Origin of the sequence: Kitasatospora sp. NPDC051164 (genome assembly GCF_044455625.1) — a bacterium.
GTDB lineage: Bacteria > Actinomycetota > Actinomycetes > Streptomycetales > Streptomycetaceae > Kitasatospora.
In genome coordinates, this window is record NZ_JBITFB010000004.1 from 48610 (window position 1) to 67670 (window position 19061).

Below are 19061 nucleotides of genomic sequence, written 5' to 3' on the forward strand. Positions count from 1 at the left end.
GGAGGTCAGAAAGGGGACGCCCTCAGAAGGCCCTGCTACAACCTCAGTTGTCGCCGTCCTCGTCGATCAGGAAGCCCCGCATCGGTGCCGGAGCCTGCTGCATCGGCTGCGGCGGCTGCGGCCGGACGGCCGCCATCGGCTGGGTCATCCCGGCCGGCTGCATCTGCGGAGCACCGCTGTTGCCGACGTTGGGCTGTCCACCGAAGCTCGGCGCCGAGGTGTTGCCGCCGAAGGAGCTGTTCCCGCCGAAGGACGGCGAGCTGCCCCCGAAGGACGGCTGGTTGCCACCGAAGCTCGGCGCACCGCTGCCCATCGCACCGGCACCGGCCGACGCCATCGACGAGGCTGCCGGCGGCAGCGACGCGGTGGCGGGGATCCGCGGCGGGGCGAGCGAGTCGTCGGCCTGCGACTCCAGCTGACGGAGCTGGGTCTCCAGGTACGACTTCAGACGCGTGCGGTACTCACGCTCGAACGCCCGCAGGTCCTCGACCTTGCGCTCCAGCGTGGCCCGCGCGGACTCCAGGGAGCCCATCGCGACGCGGTGCTTCTCCTGCGCGTCCCGCTCCAGGGCGTCGGCCTTGGCACGGGCGTCGCGCTCGAGGCCTTCGGCCCGGCTGCGCGCCTCGCCGACGATCTTGTTGGCCTCGGAACGCGCCTCGGAGATCGCCTGGTCGGCGGTCTGCTGGGCGAGCGCCAGCACGCGGGCCGCGCTGTCGCCACCGGGGCCCTGCTGCTGCATCGGGGCGCCGAGCGGGCCGCCCATCTGCTGCGGGTTGCCCATCTGCTGCTGGCCGCCCATGGGGCCGCCCATCTGCTGCATCTGCTGCTGACCCATGCCCTGGCCCATGCCCTGGCCCATACCCTGGCCCTGGCCCATGCCCTGGCCCATCGGGTTGCCCATCTGCTGCGGGCCACCGGGGCCGCCCATGGGCTGGAGCATCTGACCGCCCATCGGCTGGACCAGCTGCTGCTGGCCGCCCATGGTCTGGTTCATCTGCTGCTGCTGGCCGCCGGCCGGCGGCAGCTGCGGGGCGGAGCCGGCGGGCAGGCCGAGCGGCTGGTTGCCCATCTGCTGCTGCGGGCCACCGGGGCCCATCTGCTGCGGACCACCCTGACCCATCTGCTGCTGCGGGCCGCCGGGGCCCATCTGCTGCGGACCACCCGGGCCTTGCTGGCCGGGGATGGGCGGGCCGGATATGGCGGCCGGGACGGGGGCGCCACCCTGACGGGGGGCGTCCTGCGGCGGCTCCTTGCGCAGGTTGGCCTGGTTCTGCGCGGCGGCACGAGTCGCGGCGGCCAGCTTGGCGCGCAGGTCCTCGTTCTCCCGGAGGAGGCGCGTCAGCTCCGCCTCGACCTCGTCGAGGAAGGCATCGACCTCGTCCTCGTCATAGCCTTCACGCAGGCGGACGGTCGTGAACTGCTTGTTCCGAACGTCCTCGGGGGTCAATGGCATCTCTTCACCTCAACGTGATCGTCGGCACACCGGCATCCTGTCGCATCGCTCACCTACGACTAGGGGTGCACAAGCGAGATCAGGACATACACAATGATCATCAGTACGAAGAAGGACAGGTCGAGCGCCACGCCCCCGAAACGCAACGGCGGAATGAGCCGCCGAAGAAGCTTGAGCGGCGGATCCGTGACAGTGTACGTGGCCTCCAGGACCAGGACCATGGCCTTGCCAGGCCGCCACGAACGCGCGAACTGGAAGACCCAGTCCATGACCAGTCGCACGAGCAGGAACACCAGGAAGACGGTCAGGGCGTAGTAGAGCACCGCCCACACGATGTCCATCGCGTTTTCCCTCTCCCCGGTCCCGAGCCCTCGGGCCCGCCCTCGTCACCTGTCGCTAACCCACTGTTGATCAGATCCACACGTAAAGTCGTGGCCGGGTCAGCTCTGGTTGAAGAACCCACCCTCGGCGATCCGAGCCTTGTCCTCCGCCGTGACATCGACGTTAGCAGGCGACAGCAGGAACACCTTCTGTGTCACGCGCTCGATACTGCCGTGCAGACCGAAGACGAGTCCAGCGGCGAAGTCTACGAGCCGCTTCGCATCCGTGTCGTCCATCTCGGTCAGATTCATGATCACAGGAGTGCCGCCACGGAACTGTTCCCCGATGGTACGGGCCTCGTTGTAGGTCCGGGGGTGCAGCGTGGTGATGCGGTAGGGCTCTCGTTCGTTCACTACCTTGGGCATGATCACCGGGGCGCTCTTCTCCAGGTTGTGGCGGCGTTCGGGTGTGATGGACGACACGGGGGCCATCCTCGGGGTCTCCTGTCGGATCGGCACCGCCGCCGGCACCGGCTGCGGAGTGATCGAGGAGACCGGGGCGGGCGTGGCGGCGGCCGGGGCGGCCGGCCGGGGGATGTCCTCGGTCCGCTGTCCCGTCCGGATCGGCTCGGGGTCCGCGTCGTAATCGTCGTCGGGGTCGTACCCCTGGCCGTCGTACGTCTCGTCCTCCACGAGGCCGAGGTAGACCGCCATCTTGCGCATTGCGCCGGCCATGCTCCTGTCTCCTCCGCTCATGGCCACCGAGCTGGCGCCCGGTGGCTACTCCGCGAAGCCGCGCCCTGTCCGATGGTCGCTCGCTTCGCTCACTCCGTGGGACCGGATCCGTCTCCCGGCGGCCGGGGCCGTATGGCCCTGCCTGCGGATTCCACGGTCCATCCACGACGGCGCGTCAGGCCGACGGCCTGTCAGGGTTCGTGGAGTGGGGTCCGCGGAGCTGCGATCCACGGTTCGCTAGCGCTCCGAAGAGCTGCTAGATTCTGTCCTATTTTGTCCTGCAGTCTGATCTACTTACCCGGTGACGTTACCTGAGGGGTGACCTCACTCCGAGTACCGCCGTTCCGACGCGCACATGTGTCGCTCCGGCGGCAATCGCCTGCTCAAGGTCGCCGCTCATGCCTGCGGAGACCATGGTGGCAGCAGGATGGGCCGTCCGTACGCCGGTTGCGATTTCCGCCAGCCGATCGAAGGCCCGGGCCGGGTCTCCGGCCAGCGGTCCGGCCAGCGGAGCGACGGTCATCACACCGTCAAGCCGCAGCCCGGGCGTGTCGGCGATGGCGTCGGCCAGCCGCGCGACGTCCTCCGGCGCGACCCCGGCCCGGTGCGCGCCCTCGCCGTGCGCCTTGTCCAGCGCCACCTGCACCAGGCAGCCCAGCTCGGGGCGCTCCGACTTGAGCACCGCCGCGGAGAGCGACTCGACCAGCCGCAGCCGGTCCACCGAGTGCACGTGGTTCGCGTACCCGACGACCGAGCGCACCTTGTTGGTCTGCAGCTGTCCGACGAAGTGCCAGTCAAGAGGAAGGTTTCTGCACTGCTCCGCCTTGGGTGCGGCGTCCTGGTCGCGGTTCTCCGCGACATCCGTCACACCCAGTCCGGCCAGCAGCGCGGTGTCCTCGGCGGGGTAGGTCTTGGTGACGACGATCAGGGTGACCTCGTCCCGGGAGCGCCCGGCGGCCGCACAGGCGGCCGCGATCCGGCGCTCGACCACCTCGAGGTTGGTCCCGAGCTCCTCGTACCGGGCCCGTCGGCCCTCCGTCAGCGCACCCAGCCAGTCCTGACCGGGCGAGAAGGGGCCGGGACCACCCGGGAACGGTCCGTAGATGTCATTCGTCATCAATGATCGGAGCCCAACCAGACGTAGCTCGCGAGCCGACCCGTGCGCTGCTCGCGGCGGTAGGAGTAGTGATCGGCGGATTCGAGGGTGCAGACCGGTGACCGCACCGGCTCCTTGACCCCCATCGCGGCCAGCTGGGCCGCGACTCCCTCCGGCACGTCCAGGGCCGGGGTCCCCCAGGAGGTCTCGGCGAAGGCCTCCGGCACCACGGCGGCGACCTCGGCGCGCAGCTCGGCCGGCACCTCGTAGCAGCTGCCACAGACCGCGGGCCCGGTGGCGGCGGTGATCCGCCCGGGCTCGGCCCCCAGTTCGACCATCGCCCGGACCACCGCAGGCACCACCCCGGCCGCCAGCCCGGGCCGGCCCGCGTGGGCCGCGCCCACCACACCGGCCACCGGGTCGGCCAGAAGCACCGGCGTGCAGTCCGCGGTCAGCACCGCGAGGGCGAGCGGCCGGTCGGTGACCACCGCGTCCACCGTCGGGGCCGCCCCCAGCGGCTGGCGCTCCGTCACCACGGCGACCTCGGCGCCGTGCACCTGGTTCATCCACACCACGTCGGCCGGTTCGATCCCCAGCTCCCGGGCGGCGAGCGCCCGGTTCTCCCGGACGGCCCCCGGGTCGTCCCCCACGGCGCCGCCGAGGTTGAGCTCCCCGTATGGCGAAGTGCTCACCCCGCCCCACCGGTCGGTGAAGGCGAAGTGAGCACCCGCGTGTACCGCGTGATCGATCACTTAAGGAAGTCCGGGACGTCGAGTTCCTCGGCCGGGCTCTCCACGTAGGGCTGCCGGACCGGCTGCACCTGCGGCGGCACCGGGGCGGCGGCGGTCGTGGTGGCCGGGGTCTCGGCCCGGGTCGACGCGGCCGGGGTCTCCTCCGTACGGGACGCCACCGAGCCGATGCTCCCGTACGACGGCCGGCTGGCCGGGCGGTCCGGGGCGGCCGGCGGGGTGGCCGGGCGGTCCGAGGCGGTGGACTTGACCACCGGGTCACGGACGATCGCCGGCGGCTGCCCGCCGTCGAAGCCGGCCGCGATGACGGTGACCCGGACCTCGTCGCCGAGCGCGTCGTCGATGACCGCGCCGAAGATGATGTTGGCCTCGGGGTGGGCGGCCTCGCTGACCAGCTGGGCCGACTCGTTGATCTCGAACAGGCCGAGGTCGGAGCCGCCCGAGATGGAGAGCAGAACGCCGCGGGCGCCGTCGATCGAGGCCTCCAGCAGCGGCGAGGAGATCGCCATCACGGCGGCGGCCTTGGCGCGGTCCTCACCGCGGGCCGAGCCGATGCCCATGAGGGCCGAACCGGCCTCCGACATGACGGACTTGACGTCCGCGAAGTCGAGGTTGATCAGACCCGGGGTGGTGATCAGGTCGGTGATGCCCTGGACACCGGAGAGCAGGACCTGGTCGGCCGAGCGGAACGCGTCGAGCACGCTGACCTGGCGGTCCGAGATGGACAGCAGCCGGTCGTTGGGGATCACGATGAGGGTGTCGACCTCTTCGCGCAGGCTCGCGATGCCGTCCTCGGCCTGGTTGGCCCGGCGCCGGCCCTCGAAGGTGAAGGGGCGGGTGACCACGCCGATGGTCAGGGCGCCCAGGGAGCGCGCGATGTTGGCGACGACGGGCGCGCCGCCCGTGCCCGTGCCACCGCCTTCACCGGCGGTCACGAAGACCATGTCGGCCCCCTTGAGGACCTCCTCGATCTCCTCGCGGTGGTCCTCGGCGGCCTTGCGGCCGACCTCGGGGTTGGCGCCGGCGCCGAGGCCCCGGGTGAGTTCACGGCCCACATCGAGCTTGACGTCGGCGTCGCTCATCAGGAGGGCCTGCGCATCGGTGTTGATCGCGATGAACTCGACGCCCTTGAGACCGACCTCGATCATCCGGTTGATGGCGTTGACACCACCGCCGCCGATTCCGACGACCTTGATGACTGCGAGGTAGTTCTGCGGTGCTGCCACGTCGAAGGCCTCTCGCCTCGAATTTCCGGGTCGGCCCGGCCCGGCGAGGGTCCGTTCCGACGGATGTCGATGGGTAGGGAGCCTGGTTTCTGACTGAATGTCCGAAATGCCGACCGCCGACCCCAACCCTAAACTTGACCTTTAGGGTTAGTCCTGTGCCTTCGTCACATCACCAAGTGGCACAGTCTGGTGACACAGGACACTAGGTGGCTCTTGGCACGTGTTTCAACGAACACGCCGAGCTTCCCCTTTTCTTTTGAGCCTATGTGATCATCAGCCGGCATAGGAAACCGGGGTGACCACCAAGGTTCAGGCCGACACTTCGAGGCGTCAACCCCTCCCTCAGGCACAGAACCTACCGGATCATCCCGACACCGCCGGCGCCTCCGGAGCGGTCACATCGAAGTTCGTACCCTTCTGGTTCAGCAGCGCCACCAGCACCCGGGCCTTCCGGTCGATCTGTTCCGGACTCCCCCAGCGCACCGTCGCACCCCCGCTGAGCTGCAGCTCGATGTCGTCGTACGAGTGCACCAGCACCGCCCCGGCCCGCTTGGCGACGTTCGGCGGCAACCCGGCGGCCACCGCCACCGCGCCCTGGACCAACTGCGGACGGGAGATCACCCCGTCCACGTCGTTCGCCTGCTGACTGAGCCGCAGCTCCACCACCGGCACGCCCTGCGGCGGGGCCGCCTCGGTGGCGAAGCTCACGCCCCCGGCATCCACCTGGGTGAACCGGCCGTCCTCCCCCTTGACGGCGGCCACCGCCTTGCGCTGGGCGACCTTCACCTGCAGGGTGTGCGGCCAGCCCCGCCACACCTCGGCCTTCGACACCCGGGGGATCGCCTCCACCCGGTGCCGGACGTCGTCCAGGTCCACCCGGGCCAGCGGGCCGTCGCCGAGCCCGCCGATCGCGTCGCGGACCTGGGCCGCCGTCAGCTTGTCGTCGGTCGTCCCCTGGACGGCGACGCTGCGAACGTCCAGCACCGACGAGTAGAACACCAGCCAGGCCAGCCCGCCCAAGACCGCGGCGCCGAGCACGCTCAGCACCACGATGCCCCGCCGGGAGAGCCGGAGGCGAGGAGCGGACTCCTCGTCCTCCAGCTCCGCTTCGAGCGGGTCGGCGAGCCGGCCGTCAGCCACGGCGGCGGCCGCCGCGGTGGGCCTGGATCGCCTCGTAGACCATGCCGACCAGCAGGTCGTCGGCGTCCCGCCGGCCGAACTCGGCCGCGGACCGGCTCATGTCCCACAGCCGCTGCGGGTCGGTGAGCACCGGCAGCACGTTCTGCAGCACCCAGTCCGGGGTCAGCTCGGCGTCGTCCACCAGCAGGCCGCCGCCGGCCTTGACCATCGGCTGGGCGTTCAACCGCTGCTCGCCGTTGCCGATCGGCAGCGGGACGAAGGCGGCGGGCAGGCCGACGGCCGCCAGCTCGGCCACCGTCATGGCACCGGCCCGGCAGAGCATCATGTCGGCCGCCGCGTAGGCGAGGTCCATCCGGTCCAGGTACGGCACCGGGCGGTACGGCGGCATCCCGGGGACGTCCGCGACCTGCGGCAGCTCGTTCTTGGGGCCGACCGCGTGCAGGATCTGCACGCCGTACTGCTGCAGCCGCGGGGCGATCGCGGTGACCGTCTCGTTGAGCCGGCGAGCGCCCTGGGAGCCGCCGGAGACCAGCAGGGTGGGCAGCCGCTGGTCGAGGCCGAAGTAGTGCCGGGCCTCCGGGCGGGCCGCGTTGCGGTCCAGGGTCGCGATGGTTCGGCGCAGCGGGATGCCGATGTACCGGGAGTCGCGCAGCTTGCTGTCGGGCGTGGAGACCGCCACGAAGTCGCTGTAGCGGGCGCCGATCTTGTTGGCCAGGCCCGGGCGGGCGTTCGCCTCGTGCACCACGATCGGCACGCCGGCCCGCTTGGCGGCCAGGTAGGCGGGCATCGCGACGTAGCCGCCGAAGCCGACCACGGCATCCGCGTTGACCCGCTCGATGATCTCCTGGGCGGCCCGGACGGTGCCACGCAGCCGGCCGGGGACGGTGATCAGCTCCGGGGTGGGCTTGCGCGGCAGAGGGACGGCCGGGATGAGCTCCAGCTGGTAGCCGCGCTCGGGCACCAGCCGGGTCTCCAGACCGCGCTCGGTGCCCAGGGCGGTGATCCCGATGGACGGGTCGTGCCTGCGGAGGGCGTCCGCGAGGGCCATAGCCGGCTCGATGTGACCGGCGGTCCCCCCGCCGGCGAGTACGACATGCACCGAAATTCACCGCTCCCTGCGTGCCGGCCCGGGGGCCGGGCGCGCTGTGGTTCGTCGTCGTGTCAGCACCCGGGCCAGTCGCTTCCTGATCCGGGAGTTCTTGTTCCGGGCGGCCAGGGCCGCCTTCGCGCCCGAGGTACTGCGTGCCAGGCACAGCAGCACACCGATCGCGGACATGGCCGACAGCATGGCGGAACCGCCGTAGGAGAACAGCGGGAGCGGGACGCCCGCAATGGGCAGCAGTCCCAGCGCCGACCCCAGGTTGATCATGGCCTGCGCCATGATCCAGGTGGTGGCGGCTCCCGCGGCGTACCTGACGAAGGGGTCCTTCGTGCCGATGGCCACACGGATACCCGCGTAGCCTAGTGCCGCGAAGAGGCCGATCACCGACAGCGTCCCCACCAGGCCCAGTTCCTCGCCGGTCGCGGCGAAGATGAAGTCGGTGTGCGCCTCGGGCAACTGCCCCCATTTCTCCACGCCGGCGCCGAGGCCGGTGCCGAAGCCACCGCCGTTCGCGAACGCGAAGACGCCGTGCAGGGCCTGGAAGCAGGCGCCCTCGGGGTCGAGCTTGGTGACGCCGATGCAGCCCAGTCGCTCCGCCCGGTGCGGGACGGTGATGACCAGCGCGGTGCAGACCACCACCGCGACCCCGACGGTGGCCACGAACAGCCGCAGTGGTGCTCCGACCATCCACAGCAGCGCGAACACCATGGCCACCAGGATCATCGAGGTGCCCATATCGCCGCCGAACATGATCAGCGCGAGCAGCAGCAGGGCACCCGGCACCAGCGGTACCAGCAGGTGCTTCCAGGAGTTCAGGGTGCCGGCCTTCTGCTTGCGGGCGAGCAGGTCGGCGCCCCAGAGCACCAGCGCGAGCTTGGCGAACTCGGAGGGCTGGAACTGGAAGAAGCCGAAATCCAGCCAGTTCTGGTTGCCGTTGATCCGCACCCCGATGCCGGGCACGGCGACCAGCGTGAGCGCGCCGATCACCCCGAACATCACCGGGTAGACGATCACCCGCAGCACCGCCACCGGGACGGAGGCGAAGCCAATCAGCAGGACCAGGCCGAGGATGGCCGCGATCAGCTGCTTGAGGAAGTAGTACTGGGCCGCGTGGTGCTGGTTCAGGGCGAGGATCTGCGAGGCCGAGAAGACCATCATCAGGCCGAGCACGACCAGCAGCAGCGTGCTGCCGACGACCAGCAGGTACGGCGTGAGCGGCCGGTCCAGCCAGTACCCGAGCCGGGCCCGGAAGGCCTGGACGCGGGCCAGCGGACCGGCCGACTTGTACTTGGTCGTGGTGGCGGAGATCACTCGCCACGGCTCGGCGGCGTCCTGCTTGCCAACGCCGGATTCCGCCCTGCCCTGCCCCGCCACGCCCCTACCCGTTCTGTGCTCTCGCCGGAGGCCCAGTGCCCTAGCTGTCCGCAAGCTCCCGGACGGCCGCCGCGAACAGGTCGCCGCGCTCGCCGTAATTGGTGAACATGTCCATCGAGGCGCAGGCCGGGGCCAGCAGCACGGTGTCACCCGATTGGGCGAGCGACGCGGCCGCGCGGACGACCCCGGCCATCGCCACCGCGCCAGTCTGGCCCTCGGCCGCCTCGATCACCGGCACATCCGGAGCGTGTCGCTCCAGCGCCTCGCGGATCAGCGCCCGGTCCTGGCCGATCAGCACCGCGGCGCGCAGCCGCTCGGCCGCGCCCTGCACCAGGTCGTCGAAGGTCGCGCCCTTGGCGAGGCCCCCGGCGATCCAGACGATCGGCCGGTAGGCGGCCAGCGAGGCGGCCGCCGCGTGGGTGTTGGTGGCCTTGGAGTCGTCGATGTAGGTGACCTCGCGGACCACGCCGACCTCGGCGATCCGGTGGGCGTCCGGGCGGAAGGCCCGCAGGCCCTCCCGGACGGCCTTCGGCTCGACGCCGTACGCCCGGGCCAGCGCCGCCGCGGCGAGCGCGTTGGCGATGTTGTGCGGGGCAGGAGGGTTGACGTCCTCGACGGAGCCCAGCTCGGCCGCGTTCTTGGCCCGGTCCTCGATGAAGGCGCGGTCCACCAGCAGCCCGTCCACCACGCCGAAGTTCGACGGGCCCGGGGCGCCGAGGCCGAAACCGATCGCCCGGCAGCCCTCCTCGACGTCGGCCTCGCGGACCAGCGCCTCGGTGGCCGGGTCGGCCAGGTTGTACACGCAGGCGACGACGTTGCCCTCGTAGATCCGGCCCTTGTCGGCGGCGTACGCCTCCATCGAGCCGTGCCAGTCGAGGTGGTCGGGCGCCAGGTTGAGCACCGCGGCCGAGTACGGGCGCAGCGAGGGCGCCCAGTGCAGCTGGTAGCTGGAGAGCTCGACGGCGAGCACGTCGTACGGCTCCTCGGCGAGCACCGCGTCCAGCACCGAGACCCCGACGTTGCCGACGGCGGCGGTGCGCTTGCCGGCGGCGGCGAGGATCGAGGCGAGCATCTGGACGGTGGTGGTCTTGCCGTTGGTGCCGGTGACGGCCAGCCAGGGGGCGGGCTCGCCGGTGCCCGGCAGCGGCTTGCGCAGCCGCCAGGCGAGCTCGACGTCGCCCCAGACCGGCACCCCGGCCGCCTCGGCGGCGGCGAACAGCGGGCTGTCCGGGGCCCAGCCGGGCGAGGTGACGATCAGCTCGGTGCCCTCGGGCAGGCTCGCGCCGTCGCCGAGGCGCACGGTGATGCCCTGCGCCTCCAGCTCGGCGGCCCGGGCGGCCAGGCCCGGCCCGCCGCCGCCGTCCACGACGGTGACGCGGGCGCCGAGGCCGTGCAGGGCGCGTGCGGCGCTGATGCCCGAGACGCCGAGTCCGGCGACGACGACGGGCAGTTCGGAGAAGTCAGGGTTGGTCATCCGGTCCGGTATCCCGCGTAGAAGAGGCCGAGGCCGACGGCCACGCAGAGGCCCTGGATGATCCAGAAGCGGACCACGACCAGGACTTCGCTCCAGCCCTTGAGTTCGAAGTGGTGCTGCAGTGGTGCCATCTTGAAGACGCGCTTGCCGGTCATCCGGAAGGAGCCGACCTGGATGATCACCGACAGGGTGATGACCATGAAGAGGCCGCCGAGCATGATGAGCAGCAGCTCGGTGCGGGAGCAGATCGCCAGACCGGCGAGGGCGCCGCCGAGGGCGAGCGAGCCGGTGTCACCCATGAAGATCTTGGCGGGCGAGGTGTTCCACCACAGGAAGCCGAAGCAGGAGCCCATCAGGGCGGCCGCGACCACCGCGAGGTCCAGTGGGTCGCGGACGTCGTAGCAGCTGACGGTCGCGGTGACGGTGTAGGCGCAGCTCTGCCCGTACTCCCAGACGCCGATGAAGGTGTAGGCGCCGAAGGCCATCACGGAGGCGCCGGTGGCGAGGCCGTCCAGACCGTCCGTCAGGTTCACGCCGTTGGAGGTCGCGGCGATCATGAAGTAGGCGAAGATGACGAACAGCACGGGGCCGATCGACCACTTGAAGTCGCGTACGAAGGACAGCGACTGCGAGGCCGGGCTGAGCCCCCGGTCGTCGTGGAACTGCAGGGCCAGGATCGCGAAGGCAAGGCCGACGATGGACTGGCCGGCCAGCTTCGCCTTGGCCCGCAGGCCGAGCGAGCGGCGCTTGACCACCTTGATGTAGTCGTCCAGGAAGCCGACCAGGCCGAGGCCCGTGGTCAGGAAGAGCACCAGCAGCCCGGAGGCGGTCGGGCTCTCGCCCGTTATCGCCTTGGTGCCGAAGTACGCGATCAGGGTCGCCAGGATGAAGGCGATGCCGCCCATGGTGGGCGTGCCCTTCTTGCTGTGGTGCGCCTTCGGGCCGTCGTCGCGGATGTACTGGCCGTAGCCCTGCCGGGCGAGCAGCTTGATCAGGGCGGGCGTGCCGGCCAGCGAGAGGATCAGGCCGATCATCCCGGAGATGAGGATCTGCTTCATCATCGGGCAGCACCGTCCGTCAGGAGGGCCTCGGCCACCTTCTCCAGCCCCACCGAACGGGATGCCTTCACCAGGACCACATCCCCCGGCCGCAGCTGACTGCGCAGCAACTCGACCGCCGCGTCCGCGTCGGACACCAGCACCGACTCCTCACCCCACGAACCTTCGTTCCTCGCGCCGAGTTCCATGCAGGCCGCCTCGCGTCCGCCGACCGCCACCAGCTTGGTGACGTCCAGCCGGACGGCGAGCCGCCCGATGGCGTCGTGCTCGGCCAGGCTCTCCTCGCCGAGCTCCCGCATCTCGCCGAGCACCGCCCAGGTGCGGCGGCGCTCCGGGCCGCGACCCCCCATCGAGACCAGCGCCCGCAGCGCGGCCCGCATCGAGTCGGGGTTCGCGTTGTAGGCGTCGTTGACGACGGTGACACCATCGGCCCGGTCGACGACCTCCATGCGCCAGCGGGACAGCGCACCCGCCTCGCCCAGGGCTGCGGCGGTGTCGTCGACGGACATCCCGAGCTCCACCGCCACCGCGGCGGCGGCGAGGGCGTTCGAGACGTGGTGCTCACCGTACAGGCGCAGTTGCACGGGCGCGGAACCGGCCGGGGTGGTGAGCGTGAACGACGGCCGTCCGGTGGCGTCCAGGCGAACGTCGGTCGCCCGGACGTGGGCGTCCGGGGACTCCCCGAACAGGACCACCTTCGCCTTGGTGCGGGTGGCCATCGCGCGCACCAGCCGGTCGTCCGCGTTGAGGATCGCGGTCCCGTCGACGGGCAGCGCCTCGACGAGCTCGCCCTTGGCCTCGGCGATCGCCTCCTGGGAGCCGAACTCGCCGACGTGGGCGGTGCCGACGTTCAGGACCACGCCGACCCGGGGCGGGGTGATCGAGGTGAGGTACTCGATGTCGCCCTTGTGCCGGGCGCCCATCTCCATGACGAGGTGCCGGGTGCCGGCCTCGACCCGCAGCGCGGTCATCGGGTGGCCGATCTCGTTGTTGAGCGAGCCGGGCGGGTAGACGGTCGCACCGTGGCGCTGGAGCAGCTGCGCGATCATGTCCTTGGTGCTGGTCTTGCCGGCCGAGCCGGTCAGCGCGACCACGGCGGTGCCCTCGGCGCGGGCGACCACGGTACGGGCCAGCCTGCCGAGCGCCTCCACCACACTGTCGACCAGGACGGCGGGCACGCCGACCGGGCGGGAGGCCAGCACCGCGACGGCGCCGGCCTCGACGGCTGTGGTCGCGTAGTCGTGGCCGTCCACGTGTTCGCCGACGAAGGCTGCGAACAGGCCGCCGGGGCTCACCTTGCGCGAGTCGACCTCGACCGGGCCGGTGACCAGGGTGTCCGGGTCGGCGCCGTCCAGGGTGCCCCCGACTGCGGCGGCCACCTCGGCGAGGGTCAGTGCGATCACTGCTGCTCTACTCCTCGGTCGCCCCGCACGGCCGTGGTCCGCGCGATGGACTCGCGCAGCACCTCCCGGTCGTCGAAGGGGCGGATCTCGTCTCGTACGTACTGGCCGAGCTCGTGGCCCTTGCCGGCCACCAGCACGGTGTCCCCCGCCTGGGCGCGGGCGACCGCCAGCTGGATCGCCTCGGCCCGGTCGGGAACGACCAGGACGGCCCCGCGCTCGGCCTCCGGCACCGCGGCGGCGCCGGTCAGCATAGTGGCGAGGATCGCCAGCGGGTCCTCGCTGCGCGGGTTGTCGCTGGTCAGCAGGGCGGTGTCGGCGAGGCGGGCGGCGATGGCGCCCATCGGGCCGCGCTTGTGCGGGTCGCGGTCGCCGCCGCAGCCGACGACGACGTGCAGCCGGCCCTTGGTGACCTCCCGCAGCGAGGCGAGGACGGCCTGCAGGGCGTCCGGCTTGTGCGCGTAGTCCACGACGGCCACGAACGGCTGGCCGGCGTCCACCCGCTCCAGACGGCCGGGCACGCCGGGGACCGCGGCGACGCCGGCCACGGCCTGCTCCAGCGGCAGCCCGGCGGCGACCAGCAGGGTGATCGCGGCGATCGCGTTGGCGACGTTGAACGGGCCGGGCAGCGGGACGGCGGCCTCGGCCTCGGCGCCGTCCGGGCCGAGCACCCGGAAGGTGGAGCCGACCGGGCCGAGCCGGACGTCCACGGCCCGCCAGTCGGCGTCCGCGGCGCCGGTGGCGGAGAAGGTGGTCACCGGGATCTTGGCCTCGGTGGCGAGCCGGCGGCCGTACTCGTCGTCCAGGTTGACCACGCCGTGGCGGGACTTGCCGGGCTGGAAGAGCCGGGCCTTCGCCTGGAAGTAGTCCTCCATGTCCGGGTGGAAGTCGAGGTGCTCGGGCGTGAGGTTGTTGAACAGCGCGACGTCGTACGCGACGCCGTCGGTGCGGCCGAAGACCAGGGCGTGGCTGGAGACCTCCATGGTCACCGCGTCGGCGCCGCGCTCGGCCATCACGCCGAGGATCGCGTGCAGGTCGGTGGCCTCGGGGGTGGTGCGCTCGCTCTTGATCCGCTCCTCGCCGACCCGCATCTCGACGGTGCCGATCACGCCGGGGTGGCGCCCGGCGCCGCGCAGGCCGCCCTCGACCAGGTACGACGTGGTGGTCTTGCCGTTGGTGCCGGTCAGCCCGATCATCAGCAGCCGCTCGGAGGGGCGGCCGTAGACGATCGCGGCGAGCTCGCCCATGACGGCCCGCGGCCGCTCGACGACCAGCAGCGGCAGACCGGTGCCGGCCGCCAGGTCGGCGCCCGCCGGGTCGGTGAGCACGGCCACCGCACCGGACTCCGCGGCCTTGGCCGCGAAGGCCGCGCCGTGGTGGTTGGCGCCGGGGAAGGCCACGTACACATCGCCCGGGCGGACCGCGCGGGAGTCGTGGGTGACGCCGGTGACGGCGCCGCCCTCGACGGGCGCGAGACCCAGCCGGACGGCCAGCTCGGCCAGCGGCAGAGCGGCGGTCCCGGTCGGGCGGGGCGGACTCACGGTGGTTTGATCGGGTTTCGGCACGGCGGGAAGGCTATCCGCCGAAGGGTGCCCAGGGCCAAACCGGCCCTTCGCCGCACCGTCGGCCGACCCGGCCCGCTCGTCGCTCATGCTCGCTCACGGCTTCCACTCGACGGGCAGGTTGGGCGCCTGGCTGCCGCTCGGCGGGACCTGCAGGGTCTTCAGGGTGAACTCCATCACCTGCTTGAACACCGGGCCGCACAGCTGGCCGCCGAAGTGGCCGTTGACCGGGCCCTGGAGAGTACAGGAGACGGTGACGCGGGGGGCGTCGGCGGGGGCGAAGCCGATGAAGGAGGCGGTGTAGCCGTCGTAGCCGACGCCGTTGGCGGCGCCCCGGTCGGCGGTGCCGGTCTTGCCCGCGACCCGGTAGCCGGGGATGGCGGCCTTGCCGCCGGTGCCCTGCTCGTCGTCGACGACCGACTCCAGCATCGAGGTGAGGGTCTTGGCGGTCTGGTCGCTGACCACCCGGGTCTGCTCCCCCGGCGGCGTCGCGGTGTACTTGCCGTCCGGGCCGGTGACGCCCTGGACGATGCTGGGCGCGACCCGCACCCCGCCGTTGGCGATGGTCGAGTAGACCGAGGTGGCCTGCAGCGCGTTCATTTGCAGCGGGCCCTGGCCGAAGGAGATGTTGTACTTCTCCGAAGCGACCAGGTCCTCCGGCTTCTTGAGCATCCCCGGGGTCTCCCCGGGGAAGTTCAGGCCGGTCGGCTGGGCGACGCCGAACTTGCGCATGTAGCCGTCCAGCACCTTGTTGGCCTGGAGCTGGTTGCCGTCACCCAGGGTCTCGATCGCCTCGATGGTGCCGATGTTGGAGGACTTGGCCAGCACTCCGGCCAGGGTCAGGTACCAGGGGTCGTGGTTGACGTCGTCCTTGAACTGCTGGCCGGCCCGGACCAGCCGGTTGGGGACGGTGACCTTGGTGTCCCAGGTGGCCTTGCCGGAGTCCAGGACGGCGGCCAGGCTCATCAGCTTGGCGGTGCTGCCCGGCTCGTACGCGTCGACCAGGGCGGGGTTGCCCAGCTGCGCCTGCTTGGACAGGCTCAGGTCGTTCGGGTTGAAGCCGGGCGCGGTGGCCATCGCGAGGACCTGGCCGGTCTTCACGTCCTGGACCACCACGTAGCCCTTCTCCGCGCCGGAGTTGGCCACCTGGTCGGTGATCGCCCGCTGGGCGGCCCACTGGATGTCCCGGTTGATGGTCAGCTTCACGTCACTGCCGGGCACGGCCGGGTCCATCGAGCCCCCGGCGGTGGGCACCAGCCGTCCGCCGGCCTGGGCGTAGCTGCTGTGGCCGTCCTTGCCGGCCAGCTGCTGCTGGTACTGCAGCTCCAGCCCCCCGGCGCCCGCACCCTCGCCGTTGACGAAGCCGACCAGGTTGGCGGCCAGCCCGTCGGCGGGGTAGACGCGCTTCTGGGTCTCCCGGTTGAACACCCCGGCCAGCGGGTTGGCGCACTCGTTGTCCACCCGGGTGCGCCCGCCCTGGTCGGCGGGCTTGCCGAGCAGCTTCTTCTGGACCTGGCAGCCCCGCGAGCCGGCCTGCTTCTCCAGGCTCGACTTGAGGTCGCTGATCTGGTTCTTGGCGGCCGGGGTCTGCTGGGCGGCGAGCCGCTTGTAGCGGGACTTGGGGGTGTGCAGGTCGGCGGCGATCCTCTCCTTGGGCACGCCGAGGATCGGCGACAGCAGGGCGGCCGCCTGCTCCGGCGCGTCCGGGATGCCGGTCGCCTCCGGGGTGAACATCGCCGGGTCGGCGGTGATGTCGTACGCGTCGACGGTGGCGGCCAGCGCCACCCCGTCGGCGGACGTTATCGAGCCGCGCTCGGCGGTGATCGGGATGTTCAGGTAGCGGTTGGTGTTGGCGTCGGCGGCCAGCGCGTCCGAGTCGACCAGCTGGAGCTGGATCAGGCGGCCCGCGAAGACCGAGAACACCAGCGACATCACCACGGTGATCACCCGCAGCCGGCGCTTCGGCTCGGCCAGCTTGAGCGCCTTGGGGCGCTGCGGCAGCCGGCTCTTCGGGCGCGGCCGCACCGCCGCCTGGCTGCGGGCCGGCGGCCGGCCCTCCGGACGCCGCTGTTGCGGCGTGCGCGGGGCGCTGCGGGACACGGCGGCCTTGACGGGCTGCACCTTCGCGGGCTGGGCCTTGGCCGCCGACTGGCCGCGCGGGGGCTGGGCCTTCGCGGACGGGGCCTTCGGGGGCTGCGCCTTCGGGGACGGGGCCTTGGCCGGCTGGCCGCGCGTGGGCTGGCTCTTGGCGGGCTGCGGCCGACCGGAGCCGGACTGGCCGCGCGGCGCGGCGGACCGAGGCACCGGGCGGCGGCCGTTGCCGGAGCCCGAACCGGAGGGCTGACGAGGCGTGGTCATCGGCCGGGGCCCCCGTTCGGCGCGGCGGGCGAGGCCGGGTTGAGCTGGATCACCGAGTCGCCGGCCGAGGCCGCCGTCGTCGGAGTCGCCGTGGTGGTCGGTGCGGCCGGTGCGGCCGGTGTCGTCGGCACAGCCGGCGGGGCCGGCGGCTGGGCGGCCGGCGACGGTCCGGTGCTCGGCTGGGCGCCGCCCGGCACGGGCTTGGTCGGCCAGGGGTCGGCCGTGGAGCGCTTCACCGGCGGGCTGTCCTGCGCCGGGCCGGGCGTGCCGACCACCTTGCCTCCGTTCGGGACGTCCAGGAAGGCCATCCCCCCGGCCGGGACCATGCCCAGCTCGGCGGCTCGCCTGGCCAGCGCGTCCGGGGCCGAGCTCTGGTCGATCTGGTGCTGCAGGCTCTGCTGCTCGTCGGTCGCCACGGTGGTCTGCTTCTGCAGCCGGGACAGCTCGAAGGAGCCCTCGTTGAGCGCGGTGTTCAGCGCCAGCAGCCCGAGCAGCCCCGCCGCCAGCAGCACCACGACGAGCACCGCGAACGGCGTGCGCCCCCGGACCGGGCGTTTCCCCGGCCGGACCGTGATGCGTGCCCTCCCCTGTCCGGGGAGTCCTCCCCGCCCCGCCCGGACCTCACCGGCCACCGGCCCCACCGCTCTCCTCCGCCCTTCGGACCCCGCCGGACCGTTCGTCAGCCCCGCTTGCTTCGGTCCCTGATCCTCTCCGCCACCCGCAGCCGTACGGGCGCGGCGCGCCGGTTCTCCTCGATCTCCTCCTCGGTGGCCTGCTCGGCACCGCGGGTGATCAGTTTGAGCCAGGGCTGGTGCTCCTCCGGGATGAACGGCAGCCCCGGCGGGGCGGTGTTGGTCGCCCCGGCGGCGAAGTACTGCTTCACCAGGCGGTCCTCCAGCGACTGGTAGGACATCACGACGATCCGGCCGCCGATCGTGAGGGCGTCCAGCGCCCCCGGGATCGCCCGGTCCAGGACCTCCAGCTCGCCGTTGACCTCGATCCGCAGCGCCTGGAACGTCCGCTTGGCCGGGTTTCCGCCGGTGCGGCGGGTCGCCGCCGGAATGGCGTTGCGCACCAGATCGACCAGACGCGCGCTGTTGGTGAACGGTTCCTTCTCCCGCTCCCGGAGGATCACCGAGGCGATCTTCCCGGCGAACCGCTCCTCGCCGTAGAACTTGAGGATCCGGGCCAGCTCGCCGTGGCTGTAGGTGTTCAGCACCTCCGCCGCGCTGATCCCCCGGGTCTGGTCCATCCGCATGTCCAGCGGAGCGTCCTGTGCGTACGCGAAGCCGCGGTCCGCCTCGTCCAACTGCATCGAGGAGACGCCGAGGTCGAACAGGACGCCGTCCACGCGGTCGATGCCCAGGCGCTCCAGCACCTCGGGGATCTCGTCGTAGACGGCGTGCACCAGCGTCGCCCGGTCGCCGAACGGGGCCAGCCGCTCGCCGGAGAGCTTCAGTGCCTGCGGGTCGCGGTCCACCGCGACGAGCCGGACCTCGGGGAACTGGGTGAGCAGCGCCTCGCTGTGCCCGCCGAGGCCGAGGGTGGCGTCCACCACCACGGCGCCGGGGCGCGAGATCGCCGGCGCCAGGGCGTCCATGCACCGCTGCAGCATCACCGGAACGTGCTTGGGGCCCGGTTCGTTGGTGGTCATGCGCGGTGGCGCCCTTCTTCGTGCGGAGCAGCCCGAGGCCCGGGAGCTGCCACCATTCTCGCCCACCGTCCCCCGGCACGACGAAGCGGCCCGTGGTCCCCGCCCGCTCGAGGGGAAGATCGTGACCGCCCGGCACCGGGGAAGGTGCGCCAGGTGAGCACGGAGCGGGTGGAGGCCACGGGCCGCGTCGACCGGCCGCACCGGCCGGGAAGGCCCGGTTGACGGGCTCCGGCGGGTGTGCTCCACTGCGCCGCAAACTCTATCGCCCAGGCCCTGCCAGTCAATGGTCCGCTCCGGCGCACCACCCGGGCGGCGGAACGGATCACCGCAGGTCGCGGCCGTTGGGGTGGTCCCGCGGCG

General features: G+C 72.0%; 16 protein-coding genes. All 16 read right to left on the reverse strand.

The genetic code is table 11. From position 1 onward, the window contains the following. Positions 1-43 precede the first annotated feature (43 nt). The 16 genes from ACIBEC_RS07285 to rsmH all read right to left on the reverse strand — a co-directional run bounded on the left by ACIBEC_RS07285 (position 44) and on the right by rsmH (position 18701). Positions 44-1453, reverse strand: a complete 1410-nt coding sequence (locus ACIBEC_RS07285; protein WP_360505381.1) for a DivIVA domain-containing protein — start codon at positions 1451-1453, stop codon at positions 44-46. 59 nt (positions 1454-1512) lie between these two features. Continuing rightward, positions 1513-1794 (reverse strand): YggT family protein, encoded by a 282-nt coding sequence (locus ACIBEC_RS07290; protein WP_030060143.1) that lies wholly within the window; start codon positions 1792-1794, stop codon positions 1513-1515. Between the two features lie 99 nt (positions 1795-1893). Then, positions 1894-2508, reverse strand: a complete 615-nt coding sequence (locus ACIBEC_RS07295) for a cell division protein SepF (RefSeq protein WP_360505471.1) — start codon at positions 2506-2508, stop codon at positions 1894-1896. 307 nt (positions 2509-2815) lie between these two features. Continuing rightward, entirely contained in the window at positions 2816-3625 is an 810-nt protein-coding gene (locus ACIBEC_RS07300; RefSeq protein WP_360505379.1) for a YggS family pyridoxal phosphate-dependent enzyme, read from the reverse strand. Further along, complete coding sequence (gene pgeF, locus ACIBEC_RS07305; RefSeq protein ID WP_360505377.1) at positions 3625-4356, reverse strand: peptidoglycan editing factor PgeF; 732 nt, start codon at positions 4354-4356, stop codon at positions 3625-3627. The genes ACIBEC_RS07300 and pgeF overlap by 1 nt, the downstream gene beginning before the upstream one ends. Next, positions 4353-5579, reverse strand: coding sequence for a cell division protein FtsZ (gene ftsZ, locus ACIBEC_RS07310; RefSeq protein ID WP_360505375.1), 1227 nt, complete (start codon positions 5577-5579; stop codon positions 4353-4355). Before ftsZ ends, pgeF begins: the two co-directional genes overlap by 4 nt. Positions 5580-5942: 363 nt before the next feature. Next, a complete protein-coding gene (locus ACIBEC_RS07315; RefSeq protein WP_360505373.1) occupies positions 5943-6719 on the reverse strand; it encodes an FtsQ-type POTRA domain-containing protein in 777 nt (258 codons plus the stop codon). Further along, entirely contained in the window at positions 6712-7818 is a 1107-nt protein-coding gene (murG, locus tag ACIBEC_RS07320; protein ID WP_030239918.1) for an undecaprenyldiphospho-muramoylpentapeptide beta-N-acetylglucosaminyltransferase, read from the reverse strand. Before murG ends, ACIBEC_RS07315 begins: the two co-directional genes overlap by 8 nt. 6 nt (positions 7819-7824) lie before the next feature. Continuing rightward, positions 7825-9129 carry a putative lipid II flippase FtsW gene (gene ftsW / locus ACIBEC_RS07325; protein ID WP_360505469.1) on the reverse strand — a complete coding sequence of 435 codons (1305 nt, stop codon included), beginning with the start codon at positions 9127-9129 and terminating at the stop codon, positions 7825-7827. A gap of 106 nt (positions 9130-9235) precedes the next feature. Continuing rightward, positions 9236-10669, reverse strand: a complete 1434-nt coding sequence (gene murD / locus ACIBEC_RS07330; protein ID WP_360505371.1) for a UDP-N-acetylmuramoyl-L-alanine--D-glutamate ligase — start codon at positions 10667-10669, stop codon at positions 9236-9238. Next, positions 10666-11727, reverse strand: a complete 1062-nt coding sequence (mraY, locus tag ACIBEC_RS07335; RefSeq protein WP_360505467.1) for a phospho-N-acetylmuramoyl-pentapeptide-transferase — start codon at positions 11725-11727, stop codon at positions 10666-10668. Before mraY ends, murD begins: the two co-directional genes overlap by 4 nt. Further along, entirely contained in the window at positions 11727-13130 is a 1404-nt protein-coding gene (gene murF, locus ACIBEC_RS07340; protein WP_360505369.1) for a UDP-N-acetylmuramoyl-tripeptide--D-alanyl-D-alanine ligase, read from the reverse strand. The genes mraY and murF overlap by 1 nt, the downstream gene beginning before the upstream one ends. Then, complete coding sequence (locus ACIBEC_RS07345) at positions 13127-14692, reverse strand: UDP-N-acetylmuramoyl-L-alanyl-D-glutamate--2,6-diaminopimelate ligase (protein ID WP_360505367.1); 1566 nt, start codon at positions 14690-14692, stop codon at positions 13127-13129. Before ACIBEC_RS07345 ends, murF begins: the two co-directional genes overlap by 4 nt. A 93-nt stretch (positions 14693-14785) precedes the next feature. Further along, positions 14786-17047, reverse strand: coding sequence for a penicillin-binding transpeptidase domain-containing protein (locus ACIBEC_RS07350; protein ID WP_360505365.1), 2262 nt, complete (start codon positions 17045-17047; stop codon positions 14786-14788). Then, positions 17044-17571, reverse strand: coding sequence for a cell division protein FtsL (locus tag ACIBEC_RS07355; protein WP_360505363.1), 528 nt, complete (start codon positions 17569-17571; stop codon positions 17044-17046). The genes ACIBEC_RS07350 and ACIBEC_RS07355 overlap by 4 nt, the downstream gene beginning before the upstream one ends. 155 nt (positions 17572-17726) lie before the next feature. After that, complete coding sequence (gene rsmH / locus ACIBEC_RS07360) at positions 17727-18701, reverse strand: 16S rRNA (cytosine(1402)-N(4))-methyltransferase RsmH (RefSeq protein ID WP_360505361.1); 975 nt, start codon at positions 18699-18701, stop codon at positions 17727-17729. Positions 18702-19061: the final 360 nt, after the last annotated feature.